Genomic DNA, 15,603 nt, shown 5'->3' with positions numbered 1-15,603 from the left:
CCTCCCTTATTTTAGAATTTGAGATTTACAGTAAGACCATAGTTGGCAACCATAGGAGTTGCACCACCTTCGATACCCTGTATATTACCAGAACTTGTGACTATCATTTCTGGGTCAAAGTTCTTACAGTCAGGTCCCCATACACCAAGATTACGTCCGTAAGCTGATAGGCGAAGAGACTTAATAAACCAAACTGGATTTAATTTAAATGTATAACCTACTGTTACCTCACGAAGTTTGATATAATCAGATCTCAAAATATTCTGTGCAGCAGGACCATTATAATAGTTTTCATAATAATCGCGGGCACTTACTCTTACTGTATTTTTTTCACCTGTTCCATAAACAACGCCATCAGAGATTATACCCTTTTCACGTACACCGTTTGCAGCTGTTTCTTCAAACATACCACAGTAGTATCCCCACATCTGAGTTGTTGAGAAGAAATGACCACCCTTTGAAAAGTCAAATTGGAAGCTTGCGTCAAAATTTCCCCACTTAAAAGAGTTAGACCAACCACCAGTGAAATCAGGATAGATATGACCGATATCCTCATTGCCGCTTGTTGACATGTATAATCCGTTTGAATTAACACACTTGTTACCATTTTTATCATATACATAATTAGTACCCATGATTACACCATAAGGTTTACCAACAACTGCACCAATCTCTACCTTGAAAGGAGCACTGGAAATACGATAATAGTCTACGCCATCTGCAAGCGACTTAACAGTATTCTTATTTGAAGCCAATGTTATATTAGTTGTCCATTCAAATTTACGTGTCTTTACAGGAGTTGCATGAAAAGCAAATTCAACACCTTTGTTCTCTATTGTTCCAGAGTTAATCATTTTATAGATGTAACCTGTTGAACCAGAAACAGACAATGGTAATATTTCATTGCTTGTTTTAGTGGTATAATATGTCAAGTCAAATCCTAAACGGTTATTAAGAAATGATGTCTCAAGTCCAAATTCCCAAGACTTTGTAGACTCAGGCTTCAAGTTTGAGTTTGACAAAGTATTTGCAAGACGGTATCCTGGAGTAGAACTATCTATATTAGTGTATTGTGTATAGGTTTGCAGCACTTGATAAGGATCTGTATCATTACCGACACGAGCATAGCCTGCACGCAACTTACCATAAGACAACCAAGGCGCTTTATCTTTCAAAAGTTCAGAGAACAACCAACTAGCTGTAACAGAAGGATAAACATAAGTATTATTACTCTTTGGCAACGTTGATGACTTATCACCACGTAATGTAGCTTCTAAGAACAACATACTCTTCCATCCTATCGTAACATCACCAAATAGAGAATTAATTCCCTTTTCCAATTTATAGTTATATGCTTTAGGAGTTGTTATTGAATTTGCTAGATTATAGTAGAGAGGGATTGCAAGTCCACCCTGAGTCTGACCATAAATAAGTTCATAATGACGCTGCATAATATTGGCACCAAGATTAGCTGTAACAGAATAATCACCGAATGCCTGATTATACATCAACATAAATTCATGGTTTAACTCATACTGTTGACGTGAACTTTCCTTATATGCAGAAAGTTCTTGAGAATAAACTGCATTACGCTCATATTGTTTGTCTACATAAAAATCTAAATTTGCCTTGTATTGAGCCTTCAACTGAGGAAGAATCTGATAACTTAAGCCAACATTACCATAAATACGATTACGTGAATCATTTTCATAGTTCATATAACGGCTCCAATAAACATTGTTGTGGAACTGAATTGAAGGATCATCAAAGCCACCTCGATTCCAAGAACCTTGTGTTCCATCATCTTTGAGATACAAAGCTTTGAGTTCGTTCATATTAAGCTGGCGCTGTCCCCACTGAGTGAACTTCACCATGATATTGTTGTCACCATAACCTGTGTCCTGACGACCTTTTGTACGGCTATTGAAGAAGTTTACACTTGTGAACACGTTTAGCTTCTTATCCTTACTCATGATATTACCGTTAACACTTACAGTATTCTTATATTGCGAACTGTTTGGAAGGTAACCTGTCATTGCTGTATTTGTATATGAAATACGGAATGCACTGTTATCATAAGCTTTAGAAATAGCTACATTGTTTGTATACGAAACTCCAGTTTTAAAGAAGTCACGATAATCAGAAGTAGCAGGACTCCATGAAGATGTTGTAGGATTACCTACCTTACCACCAGCTTCCCATTTCTGCAAATCAGCCCAAGAAACGACCTGACGTCCATCAAGTTTAGGACCCCAGCTTTCATCCATACCATAATCAGGTATAGTATATGTTGTTCCATTTACAGTTGTTGTCTTGAAGTCATCACCTTCTTTGCCATAAGCGTAATCACCTGCATAGCCATAACCACCACCATATTGACTTTGAAGTTTTGGCAACTTTGTTACCGTTTCGAAACCAACCGTAGAACTGTACTCAACGCCAAGTCCCTGATCTTTCTGTCCACGTTTTGTGGTAATCATTATTACACCATTTGATGCACGAGAACCATACAGAGCAGATGCAGCTGCACCTTTCAACACTGATATGTTTTCAATATCATCAGGGTTTATATCCTGTACAAGGTTACCATAGTCGTAACCACCTGCACCACGTGCTGTTGAATTAGCATCAGAAGAGCCTACTTCTGTTGAGTTATAGTCTGTACCTTCAATTGGAACACCATCAACAACAAACAAAGGTTGGTTATTTCCAGAAAGAGAACTAGCACCACGAATGATAATCTTTGAAGAACCACCCATAGAACCAGAACTTGAAGAAATCTGCAAACCAGCAACTTTACCCTGTAATGCATTAACAGGATTGCTAACACCACCACGTGACTTAATCAAGTCAGAACCCTTAACTTCACTAACAGCATATCCCAGAGCTTTCTTCTCACGTGACACACCAAGTGCCGTAACAACGACATCATCAAGTGTTCTGTTGTCTGACTGAAGAACGATTTTAAGGTTTGTAGCAGCCTTAACATCCTTTGTCTTCATACCAAGGTAACTTACTCTTAGCACACAACCTTCCGGTGCTGTTAATTGAAAATTACCATCCACGTCTGTTACTGTACCAGTTTTAGTACCCTGTACAAGAATTGATGCACCAGTGATTGGTTCACCGTCATCACTTGATGTTACAGTACCAGACACTCTAATCTGCGCCAGTGCCATTCCTAAACTTAGGAACATGCAGGCTAGAAACACTAAAAGTCTCTTTTCCATAAAGTCTCTCTCTTTAAAGCTTAAAAATTACAAAATCTCTACTTAAACTCGATAAAAGCTGTTTCTTTTCTCGCTTAATTAATTTTATTAATGTTATCGTGCACAAAGTTAATGAATGTATAACCAACCTCCAAATATTTTGCCACAAAAGTTTCATTTTGAAACAAATATATTACTTTTTGGTTGTTTTTTGCGCATATACATCGCTATTTTACAACATTTTGCCACATTTACAACACAAAATAATAAAGAATTGACAGTTCATGAAATATTTAATATACCCTAAAATCCGCGGCATTTTGGCCCCCTGATGTCAAAGTATAAATTTAAGAGACTAACGGAGGTCCAGAACTGTTTAATGATGTTGGAGGAATTAGCATCCTTCACAGAATCCCCTTACCGCATGAAGCGTGTCAGGGCTCTACGCAATATTCCAATAATGTCTTGCCTGTTACCAGAACTTAAATTTGAATATATCGATGTATGCATTGTTGTCCGTATAAATGTTTAGCACATGTTGTCTTGCCGTTTTGATCCACTTGGCAGGAACGGTGACTAATCTAAAACAAAGGCTTTGACCCGGCTTGAAGGCTTCTGTTCGAAATAGTTGATCAGGTTAATATGAAAAAGACGCACCAAGTCCCAGTATCCGCGGTCAAAGACATAGCATGCGAGAGGTTCATAAGAGATATCATCCATCGCGTTGACATCATGCACTTTGGGATTGGTAATCTCGAAGGATACAAGTATCTGCGTAGCCATGTCAATCTGGGTATGTACTTTCACTCCAGACTTCGTCTTTCTGAACTCAACCCATTTAAACAGGGACATACATAGGTAGATCGTAGTAGAGTCGAAGGCATAGTATTTGCCTGACACATCAAATCCACGATAGATTCTCTTGCCCTGTGCAAGTTCAACCATATGATATGCGAACTCCTCAAAGATACGGTAGTCACGCACCATTTTGGCCCTGACAAGATCATTTCTGTTGCCAGGCTTCTTACCCATTCCGAGATGATAAGACTTCTTGCCATGAGCCGCTGTGATATCAATCAACTCTCGAAGGCTTCTGCATCCGTCGAGCTGTCCAAAGATCAGGACCATCAACTGATTCCTGTGATTTAGTTGCCACTTCTGTGTTCTATCATCATACTTCTTCACGAGTCTTTCAAAATTATTGCTGTCCTCTAAAAGTTTAATCTGAATATAAAAGTAAGACTGAATTCCTCTCTTGGAATTCAGTCTTTTTTTGTTACCTTTGTTTTTTACTATAAAAACGATGTAACAATGAATAAAGGTACACATTTTATCGGACAGCAATATATTCAAATACTATTTCCATATTATCAAAACTAAATATTATACAAGAGGTTACATAAATACATAAAAAAGACAGATGTAGAAACACCTGTCTTTTTATATAAATAATTAACCAATTATATTATTATATTGATATATAAAACACAATATAATTAGTCAGTTACACCATCTGTTAAATTAGAATTCTGCAGAGACTTTGGCTGAGTACCACCAGTATTATCTACAACACCAGAATTATTATTGAGCTCCTTCTGTGGGAAACGCATAATAAGCCAAGGATCATCTGGAGACATATTAAAAGCGAACGTACTTGGCCAATTACCAGTGTCAGTTCCATGTATACGAACAACTGGTTTACCTAAACGCATAATATCACTCATAGCAAAACCTTCTCCCCACAATTCAATACGGCGTTGGAACCATACTTCATTTTGGAAATCTTGAGCAGAAGTAGCTTTGCTCGTATAACTAGGGTCACGATATGTCTTTACAAAGTTCTCAAGAATTGTCTTAGCGTCTGGTAAATTACCGCTCATAGCTAAGCCTTCTGCTTCAATGAGATACATTTCTTCAACTCGCATCAAAGGGTAGTCATTATTGTTAACAGAATTACCTATTCCACTCTTCATGCCAAACTTAACATTTGTATATGGATCAAACGCAACTTTTACATCAGTAATTACTCCTGCTGGAATATCTTGTCCATTAAACACAGCGTCACCTGTTGTCCATGTTTGACCATCGAGCAAACTAGATTTTAAATTATCATCAACCCACCATTGTTTACGGATATCAGTACTTGGTATCTTATTCCATAACAAAGAATTGATTCTTTTATAGCAACCTATAGGTGCATAACCATCTGATGAAAACGAGGCCAATTGTGCACCTTCAGTCGCTTCATTCTTAGCACTACTTGAGACATCACTAGCTGATAATAATAATCCCCACATCCAATCACTTTCATTTGCATCATAGAAATATGGCTTTGATACATCTGCACGAGTTGCTGGGGTTGCATCAGTTTCAGAGATTGCATTCTTTGCAGCAGCGGCAGCTTCAGCATATTTCCCCATATTCAAATATGCACGTGCCAACAATCCGTCTACAACAGCCAAATTAACATAGCTTTTATCATCTCTGCTAAAACTTGATAATCTTACGCGTGCATCTGATAAATCACTTATGATCAAGTCATACACTTGCTTAACTGTTGCACGTGGATTATCGCTAAAGTTTGTCGTCTTTTCCGTTACTATAGGGACGCATGCTTTATCAGCAGATGTAGCGTACCTAAACTGAAAAAATGGTGCGATTGTCATATATGCAAAAGCTCTACAAGCTTTAGCCTGTCCAATATAGGCAGTAACTGTCTTATCTGTAGATGTAGAATCCATTGCTGCTATAATATCATTTGCCACCTTAATTTGGTTATAAGGTAATCCATATCTCATACGAGGGTTTGCATATGTTGCAGTACGGTCTGAATAATTTGAACAAACAGAGAACCAATTATAACCACTGTTAGCACATACCATATCTGCTGCATTCAAGTCGGAAGACAATGCTAAAGAAAAATAGCCTCCATCATCAGCTCTTCCTGCAGCTTCTCCAAAATATGTAGCTGGTACTGCCATCATATGATACATACCTACCACATCAGCCTTTATACGACTTGGTATAGCTCCGACTGTTTCTGTTTTTTGATCACCAGAGATATATTGACCATCTGGTTTTTGGTCATTAATGTCAGTACAACTTGCTAATGACAATAACCCCAAAGCTATTAAAATATATTTATTATGTTCCATTTATATTCAATTTATAGTTTCTACATTAATTATTAAAATGTAACTTGAATACCACCAACGATTGTTCGCATTACCGAATAATTACTCTGTGATGCACCACTACCAGCAGTAGAGCTACCTAAACCAAAGCTACCACGTGGATCTAAACCTTTACGTGCAGATATTACAGCTAAATTGTCAGCAGATACATACAGACGAAGTGCAGAAAGTCCTATAGTATGTAACCACGTTTTAGGGCAAGTATATCCTAATGTGAGATTATTAATACTTAAATAATCTGAACTTGTCAAGAAACGGTTGCTATCAATCTGATAACTATTATCTGAGGCATCTAATCTAGGAACATCAGTATACTTGTTATCAGGTGTCCAAGCATTTCTTATATCCGTACTCCAGTTTGTACCAGCCATGCTTCCATATCCTGTATGCATGAAAGACTGATATGTTCCATCGTAATATTTACCACCTAATTGATATGAAAACATTGCAGAGAAGTCAAATCCAAAGAAATCTAAACGTGTTCCAAAACCACCATATACTTTAGGCAATATATCTCCTAAGTCACTTTGTTTGGCATCACTATAGTTTGCTGTTGTTTTCCAATTACCATTATCAGGATCAATATAATAAAGACCTTCGCCTGTCTCAGGATCAACACCAGCCCAACGTTTCATATAAGCTTCCATCATTGATCCGCCAACTCTACGAATATAATATGAACCTTTTTGTCCTCCTTGTGCTTCCAGTGATGGGTCAAGAGATAGGATTTTGCTTTTATAATGGCTAATGTTGAAATTCAGAGCCCATGATAAATCTTTTGTCTTAATGACAGTTCCATCCAAATTAAACTCTATACCTTTATTCATCACACTACCAATATTTGTTGGGATACTACCGGTCGTTATACCAGATGAAACAGGTACAGGTTTATTATATATCAAGTTATCTGTCTTACGACTCCAATATTCAAAGCTACCATTCAAGCGATGATTAAAAAGTTCAAATTCAATACCCGTATTAAACGAATAAGATGTTTCCCAAGTAAGATCAGGATTTCCTTTATAATACATAGTCATAGAATAATTTCCATTGCTGTAAGATGGCTTGTATTGATCCAAATATGCATAGTATTCTGGTACTTCAATATTAGCTGTACTACCTGTTGGATCCAAAACATTATCATTACCTTGTTTACCCCAACTTATTTTATACTTTAACACGTTTAGCCATCTAAGATTTTCCATAAATTTTTCTTTGGTAATGAGCCATGCAGCACCAACACTACCAAAATCACCCCAACGATTATCCTTTGCGAAACGTGAAGAACCGTCATGACGATAAGAAACACTACCGAAGTATTTACCATCATAATCATATTGAACACGTCCAAAGAATCCTTCTGACATATAGCTATTAGTATAAGATGTTGTAGTTTTTGAAGCAGAACCACCTGCATTACTTAATTCTCCTATAAATGGATCATAAAGATGATCATTATATCCATCAAGGAATTGGTCCTTCATTTTATATTGCTCATAACCTGCAAGAACTTCAAAATTATGTTTTTTAGCAAATGTATGTGAGTAGTCTGCCATGTATTGATTATTGACCGAGAACATTCTTTCACTATAAACATAAGCTCCACCATCTACTGCCGAGCTAGATCCAAATGTACTATAAAGTCTATTTGCACGATCATTCTGAAGATTAGCCGCAATATTTGCTGTAATGACAAGTCCTTCTATTGGAGTTAATTGAGCATACCATTTACCTGTAAACAAATCTCGATTATCTTCATAGATATTATAATCTATATCACGTACCGCATTTCCTGTGGCACCTGCTCTATGGAAGTTGGTTGTCGTACTAGCATCATATACTGGTTTGCCTGTAGCTTGATTTATCATAATAGAACCATCAGCATTACGAACATACAACGGATATATTGGCGCTATACTATTTACCACATAGAAGAGGTTACCAGAATTACCCCAATCATCAGAAGTCTGTGCTGAAGGAGCTTTATTATCAGAATTAGAGAATGACATATTTGCACCTACTCTCAACCACTTTTTTGCCTGATAATCTATATTAGCACGACCAGAATAACGTTTAAAACCAGAATTCTTTATAATACCAGAATCATCAAGGTATCCAACGCTACCATAGTATGTCAATTTATCATTTTTCCCTGAAACAGTAGCATTATATTCTTGTCTTAAATTTGAGCTAAAAGCTTCATTATACCAATTATCTGGAGTATAGTAATACTTACCGTCTGAATATCCTAATTTTGCATTAGGGTTCAGCTTGAAATCTGTACCAATAAGATTTTGTCCAGCAGGAACAGTATATACTTGATAACCTAATCCGCCATTTTTCTCATCAAACAAGTTCTTATTAGCGTATGCATAAGCATCTGCGGCGTTTGAACCATGATAAGCTTGAGAATTATAAAGAGCCTTAAATTGGGTAGCGTAATACTCTCCTGGATCAGAAATTACATTATATTGTGGAACAGCGCGAGTATTTGTACCCCATTTTGCATCAAATGTTACTTGAGCATCACCTGAGTTACCTGTCTTTGTAGTAATTAAAACTACACCATTTGCGCCACGCGCACCATAAATCGCATTAGATGCTGCATCTTTTAGTACAGTAAGTGAAGCAATATCAGTAGGATTGATAGAAGAAATACTACCGTCATAAGGAACACCGTCAAGAACTATCAGTGGTGAATTACTTGAACTCATTGATCCTATACCACGTACACGAATTACAGCATCTTGACCTGGTTGACCGTTTGCATTTACAATCTGTACACCTGCAACCTGACCAGCAAGTGCATTTGTCGCATTTGTAACAACACGTGTCTTTAAAGTCTGTTCACCAACAACACCGGCAGAACCTGTAAATGATGATTTTTTCTGCTTTCCATAAGCAACGACCATCACCTCATCCAAGGTCTCATTGTCAGGTTCAAGAGCTATCTTCATTCTTGAAGAAGCCTTAACCAACTTTCTCTGCATTCCAATGTATGAAACTTCAAGTTTCGCATTAGCAGGAACAGGAAGTAAAAATGCGCCATCAACGTCAGTTACAGTACCAGTACTAGTACCTACGACTTTAATAGAAGCTCCGATGATAGGTTGTCCATCCTCAGAAGAGGTCACGACACCTGAAACCTGAGTTTGGGCCATAGCCATTCCTAAACTTAGAAATAAGCAGGCCAAAAACATCATTAATCTTTTTTCCATAAAAATCTCTCTCTTAATTAAAAATTATATTGTCATCTAATTTATTTTGCCTAGTTAATAATCCGCTTATTTAATTAAACGGATTATTTTTATTTATCTTAAATCAAGAACGTATTAACATCCTTTTCTCATACTTCAATAAAAAAACTAAAAAAGCCTCATTGTATATGGCGACAAAATTAAGGAATGTTTAGAATATCTCCAAATATTTTGTGCAAAAACTTTCATTTAGAAGCAAAAATACCACATTTTGGTTACATTTACGCATACTTATCGCATATTTTCCAACTTCTTATAACATCAAGAATGTTAAATTATAAAGAATTGATAGTTCGTAAAAGACTTAATATATTAAAAAATAAAATAATGGTAATTACCATCAATCCTATTCTTGTAGTCTTATTGATAACCATTAGTTTACCTGTGCTAAGTAATCACTTTTTTCACGTTAGGCAATTCAATTGCCCAACGTGTGTAATCGAGTTGTTCACGTTGTGTAACACGGTTACACACGTTGTGTAATCGGATTGCACACATGCTGATGTAATCGGATTACACAAAAATTGTGAAAACTTAGGTAATAGTTTGCGCGCACTGTTTCTAAATATATTTGCATCCTTCAAATTCATTCTCTCATGTTGATATATATGTAGGGAGTAGATATTTAACTATTCATATTATTCAAGAAGCCTGCCTTTATGTTCGCCAAAACTCCATAAGCACAAATTATGTATTATGCAAATAGCATAATTGCGAAAAAAACGCTAAAAACAGGTTTACTTTAGGGCTTAATGCCACTTTTGCCCCGATAATGTCACTTAATGTCACTCGCTCAGCCCTTATAAACAAAGGGTTTGTGACATTATGACATTAGTGGCATTAAAAAAACTTTTTCTGGTAGAGTGCCTATTCAAGCCCATTTATGAAGGATGCCCCCTAAATTGACGAAGAACCTTAGATTATTAAAATATTATAGGTGTGCTTAAAAAGCACACCTATATATATAAAATAGTTAGCAAATAATTTATCGCAAGACAAATTTTAATTGATTTTTCTTTATTAGACTTGCCATCTTTGCTGGTGAATCTGTTTTTTTCACCAAGTAAGGCGAATGTAGATCTACTAGAAATCCTAATTTAGTATTTGCGTTGAGCGCTTTAGCGGAACAAGCCATGAATAATAATGTACCTATTTCATCCCCACCAACAGTTCCACTGAATTTTGCATATGTACCATCTTTACTATCATAATCAAAAGCAGCGCTATATGTTGCACCGCCAACATTATATCCTGTTAAAGATTTATTATTAGCATCAGCAAAAACTGTATAGATATAGTATTTGCTATAAGCTCCTATATACTGTCCGCATGTAGTTGAAATTGCCATATTAGATCCATCAAAAGTTGTAGGAATCTTAAAATCAAATTCAGGCAAGAACAACGTATCTTGGGAAACGACTGCCTCAAAAACCTGCTGTTGTCCATCACCATCCAGAGAAACAAGATAATAATCACCAGCTAAGTCTGTATCAAAGTCGCCTTGTACAACTTTTATTGAATCTTTATAACTTCCTACGTTATATTTAACATAGTCAGAGCGTAGATGACCAGTAGTATTAGCAGACATCCTAACCTTCAAGCTATCTTCAGTATTTGAAACCGTTATCCAATCAGGAGCTGATAAAACATTGAAGTCAAGATTGGCAGACATTGCATAAGCGAAAGAAGACGCTAGATCTGAACTATTAACAACAGAAGAAACTGACAGCTGGAAAATAAGACCTCCTTGTACCAAAGAAACATTTACGGAATCAGTTCCATTATGTAATGTAACAACCGTTGAGCGACCATCATTATTATTATTTTGTTCAACAGCAACCTTTACTGTATCTCCTACGACACTGGTCTTGCACCATGTAGCATTTGAAGATGCGCTTACTGTGCCTTGAGAATGGAATTCTACTACTCCATTAGATGCCCTAGCAGGAAATACAAGATTACTTTTCACAATACTAATTGTGGATTCTTTCGCATAAGGATTATCAATATTATCGCTACAAGCGGCAAATACGAATATACCCAATAATACAACAAATAAATTTATAATCTTCTTCATACTAATTTACTTTTTAATTAATGACTTCAAATAATAGAAACGATTAGAGCCATTCACAGCCCAGCTAGGATTAACAAAAGATCCAACACTTGCATTATTTGAGTCTATAAGCCACATAATAAATGAATCTGAAGTTAATCCGGTGTACCCATTTGAAGTCCAGTCAAAAGCTGGTTTTTCGGGAGTACTAAGACTTTGATTATACTTTAACACCATACCTGCACTTGGATTCCATGTTAGACTTCCGCCAGCAGCTACCCCCCATGCACAAAGCCAAATCTTAGAACCTTGATAATCACCAATAACCTGACTATTAAGTTCTAAATTACCTTTAGATTTATTATACTTAAGTACAGGACTAAACTTAGAGTTCAAACCATCCAACTTATACGTAGTACCATCACCTGATGGAGTCAATTTAACGTCCATCATTTGTTTCGTCTGTTTTCCAGAAACCGGCAAACTATATGTAAACGAATAATCACCAGCATAATCAGAATATTTAATATAACCTACTGGCAAAGTTCCTTTCAGTGTAACGTTAGAAGCATCCGTACAAGTCAAAGTTGTATTCTCTGCATCAAATATAAAATTTTGTAATTTCTGTCCATTAACTATTATAGGTTCATACAAGCGCACCCCTTTATCCGTAATAGTAAAAGCAGTAGAACCGGTTATTGTAGAATCATTACTAATTGAATACACGATTTGTCTGTTATCAATATTCACCAATATATCAAGATTAGTCTTATCTACCACACCCGATGCACCGTTAATAACGAAATTGCCAATAGTAGACTGTACACTATTTAGATAAGCTGATGGCGTTTCAGTTAACGGATGCATCTTCATAATAGAGCCAGTCTTTTTCCCTTGCAACACAACTTCGTTAGCATCAGCACTAAGTATTATAAATTCATAATCAGCATGAAAACCTTCGTAATTATCAGCACTTGGTGTAGCAAGAGCATGCAAGACTGTATTATAGGTATCAAAAGTCAATACAGGTCCATCGTCTGTAGTGAGTTTATAATATGATGTGGCTGTGTCAGCAGACAACTCTGAAGACGCAGTACATGTAAGTGAATCAAATTTCACTGTAAAAGCATAACCGCCGTATTGTTGATTGTCACCTACATAATAATCCATTATCCAACCCTTATCTGATCCCTCGAGAACCTTTCTTGTTTTATCTAAAGTATTCTGCATGCGCAATGACGAAGGTTCGTTGAAAACATCTTCTTGATCTTTCATACAAGACTGAAAGACAAACAAAGGAAGGAGCAATAGTAATAATTTTAATATATTATTTTTCATAATTGTATGCTTTCGTTATTTTATTGTTAAATCACTTAAGTTTATCTTGTCAGCAACAACGTCATATTCACGGCGCAATACAGAAGTTCTTAACATATCAATATCAATATTCCAAGAATTCTTCATATAAGCCCTTACCATATTAAGCTTTGCCTCAATAAGCTCACGTCCACTTTTTGGATCATCAGGAGTTCCAGCAGCTTCTTCCATCCAAGCCTCCCATTGCTCAGGTGTATTGGTTATATATGTAGAAAGCATCTCTGCGAAATCCTCAACATGCGAATGCTGAGAATAAGCTGTGATAAAACCTCTCTGCAGATATCCTGAAGCATATTCTGGAACGCTCCAACTATCAGCAACATAACCCGTAGATGTAACTAGCTGAAAGGCTGATGAATAATCCTTCGTCTGATTAAGAATATGAGTAAACTCATGATGAATTGTTTTAAGATATAATTCATTAAGATAATTCAAATTATTCTTATATTGATCAAGATTATTCACTCCCGTGAGCAATATTTTTTTTCCACTTTCGGCTGTACCAAGAATCATTGTTCCGTTGTTTTTATACTCAAATTCTCCGATGAGGAAAAACATTTTCGGGAAATAGCGGCGAGTGAACTCAACACCCCCTACCTCATTGTAGGCCTCAACACAAGTATATTTAACAATATGAGCCAATTCCACAGACTGATTATAGTCTGCTGGTACTGTATAAAAATTTTTATCGGTCTCATTATACTCGTAACGATACTTGAATTCTATATTATATGGCTGTAAATAATTTACTATCAACCATTTATCGAAGTTCGTCTTTGTTGCATTATTATTACTATCCGATGTGATTACGCTTTCCGAGCTCAGCTTATCCTCTGAACACGCAGAGAACGACATAGCGACACACACTAATAATAATAAATAAAATATATTCTTTTTCATTTTGTTGCTTTTTAAATTCTACCTAGGATTTGATGGAAGTCCTGCTTGTCTTACCTTGAAAGGTATTTGGATGGCACGACGTAAATCATTTGTTGTCAAAGAATCGGTTATTGCTTCAGGAGTTCCCGCTGCATTGATAGTTCTGCGAACGATATTTATTCCATAACGCTTAATATCAAACCATCTAAAGCCTTCATAACTTGTCTCGATTCGCTTGAAACTCAAAGCACATTGCAACATGCATTCCTGAATACTTCCTTCAGCATCAATTGTAAAAGCTGGATGTAAATGTTTCTTTATCGTTGGTACATCCCATGTAGCATAGCTAAGAGCCTTATAATATGTTTCAATATTCTGAGGGGTAAGCACTACATTCGAGTTTGTATAATTGTGCATCCATGTATTAAGGTCATCACAAGCTTTTGTATATTCTTTCAACATAATATAAGCCTCAGCACGTTCCAACAAAGTAAGGTCTGCCTTGAATGCTGGATATACTGTACGATAATTGCCAGTTTTTGCTACAGGATCTAATTCTTCAAATATATAAGGTAACTTAGCCACGATAACACGGTCCATTCCACTTCCAGAGAAAGTCATAGGTTTACAACGCATATCACTGCTGTTACCGTATATATTAGTTGCCAGCAAGTCCTCTGTTGATGCAAGATATGTATTATGAGAATATTTGGTGAAATATGTATAGTTACTTCCAAACAATCCAGCTTCAGAAATAGACGTTAGTAACAAAAAGTTTGAATTTGAACTTGCGTCTATATATAGATTACAACGTGGCGTCAGACTGTTTGTTACACCATAAGATTGCATCTTGTCCCAATTTTGCAACATTGTCTTTGGTGATGCACCAAGACATACAGATGCATATTCGGCAGCCTTATCCCATTTTTCATAAAACAAATAAAAACGTGTGGCAAATGCATAAGCTGCCTGACTGTTGAAATGATACTTTGGCACGGTATAATGTGTATCACCAACAAGCGGTAATGCTTCCTGTATATCCTTATCTATCATTTCATAGTCGTGGGCTACTGTTCCACGTTCATATTTAGGATTAAGCGTTGCCTCAGGTTCTGTAAGATAAGGAATACCAAAATCATGATTACTTGTCTTCGAATTATAATTCATACAAAACTCATTAGTCAATATAAAATGAGAATATGCACGACAAAGTAAAGCTTCAGCCTTTGTTTCTTTAAGTTTGGTTGTTGTCGCCCCGCCAAGTTCATCTATTGACTTCAATGACTGATTGGCAGAAGCAATAGCATTATAACAGCTCTGCCAAAGATACTCTGAAGATTCATTATCATCATCAGTAGCATCGTTCCAAGAATATACTTGATCAAGAAAACGTGATGTATAATTTGCATAAGTAGGCCCCATGTCATCAACATTATCAGACATACATTCATTAAGAAGAATATAATCATGATTAGGATAAGCTGATGTGGTAAGACTTGCTATCTTGTCCTCTGAATCAACCTCTGCACGGTTATCAGGCATCTTATCCAGATAACTATCACAAGAAGCTAGTGATATACTAGTAAAAGCCAGTAATACTATCAAGTATAATATATTATTCTTTTTCATAA

The 15,603-nt window shown here is 36.3% G+C and carries 7 protein-coding genes and 1 pseudogene; all 8 read right to left on the bottom strand.

Features of this window, described 5'->3' with window-relative positions; genetic code table 11:
* Positions 1-11: 11 nt before the first annotated feature.
* The 8 genes and pseudogenes from B045_RS0102415 to B045_RS0102380 all read right to left on the bottom strand — a co-directional run bounded on the left by B045_RS0102415 (position 12) and on the right by B045_RS0102380 (position 15,601).
* Positions 12-3,230 carry a SusC/RagA family TonB-linked outer membrane protein gene (locus tag B045_RS0102415; protein ID WP_018462677.1) on the bottom strand — a complete coding sequence of 1,073 codons (3,219 nt, stop codon included), beginning with the start codon at positions 3,228-3,230 and terminating at the stop codon, positions 12-14.
* Between the two features lie 657 nt (positions 3,231-3,887).
* Positions 3,888-4,538, bottom strand: a pseudogene (locus B045_RS15255) (DUF4372 domain-containing protein); the annotation flags it as partial.
* A 167-nt stretch (positions 4,539-4,705) separates the two neighbouring features.
* Positions 4,706-6,364 (bottom strand): RagB/SusD family nutrient uptake outer membrane protein, encoded by a 1,659-nt coding sequence (locus B045_RS0102405; protein ID WP_018462675.1) that lies wholly within the window; start codon positions 6,362-6,364, stop codon positions 4,706-4,708.
* A gap of 32 nt (positions 6,365-6,396) precedes the next feature.
* On the bottom strand, positions 6,397-9,621 hold the full coding sequence (locus B045_RS0102400) for a SusC/RagA family TonB-linked outer membrane protein (RefSeq protein WP_025882826.1): 3,225 nt from the start codon (positions 9,619-9,621) through the stop codon (positions 6,397-6,399).
* A 1,024-nt stretch (positions 9,622-10,645) separates the two neighbouring features.
* Positions 10,646-11,737 carry a BACON domain-containing protein gene (locus B045_RS0102395; RefSeq protein ID WP_018462673.1) on the bottom strand — a complete coding sequence of 364 codons (1,092 nt, stop codon included), beginning with the start codon at positions 11,735-11,737 and terminating at the stop codon, positions 10,646-10,648.
* A gap of 6 nt (positions 11,738-11,743) precedes the next feature.
* Positions 11,744-13,054 (bottom strand): DUF4302 domain-containing protein, encoded by a 1,311-nt coding sequence (locus B045_RS14805; RefSeq protein ID WP_025882825.1) that lies wholly within the window; start codon positions 13,052-13,054, stop codon positions 11,744-11,746.
* A 15-nt stretch (positions 13,055-13,069) separates the two neighbouring features.
* Complete coding sequence (locus B045_RS0102385) at positions 13,070-13,993, bottom strand: zinc-binding metallopeptidase (RefSeq protein ID WP_025882824.1); 924 nt, start codon at positions 13,991-13,993, stop codon at positions 13,070-13,072.
* 18 nt (positions 13,994-14,011) lie between these two features.
* Complete coding sequence (locus B045_RS0102380; RefSeq protein ID WP_018462670.1) at positions 14,012-15,601, bottom strand: RagB/SusD family nutrient uptake outer membrane protein; 1,590 nt, start codon at positions 15,599-15,601, stop codon at positions 14,012-14,014.
* Positions 15,602-15,603: the final 2 nt, after the last annotated feature.

The sequence above is a fragment of the Segatella paludivivens DSM 17968 = JCM 13650 genome, assembly GCF_000373185.1.
Taxonomy (GTDB): Bacteria; Bacteroidota; Bacteroidia; order Bacteroidales; family Bacteroidaceae; genus Prevotella; species Prevotella paludivivens.
Note: the sequence above shows the minus strand (reverse complement) of the source record. Positions and strands in the feature narration are given on the sequence as shown.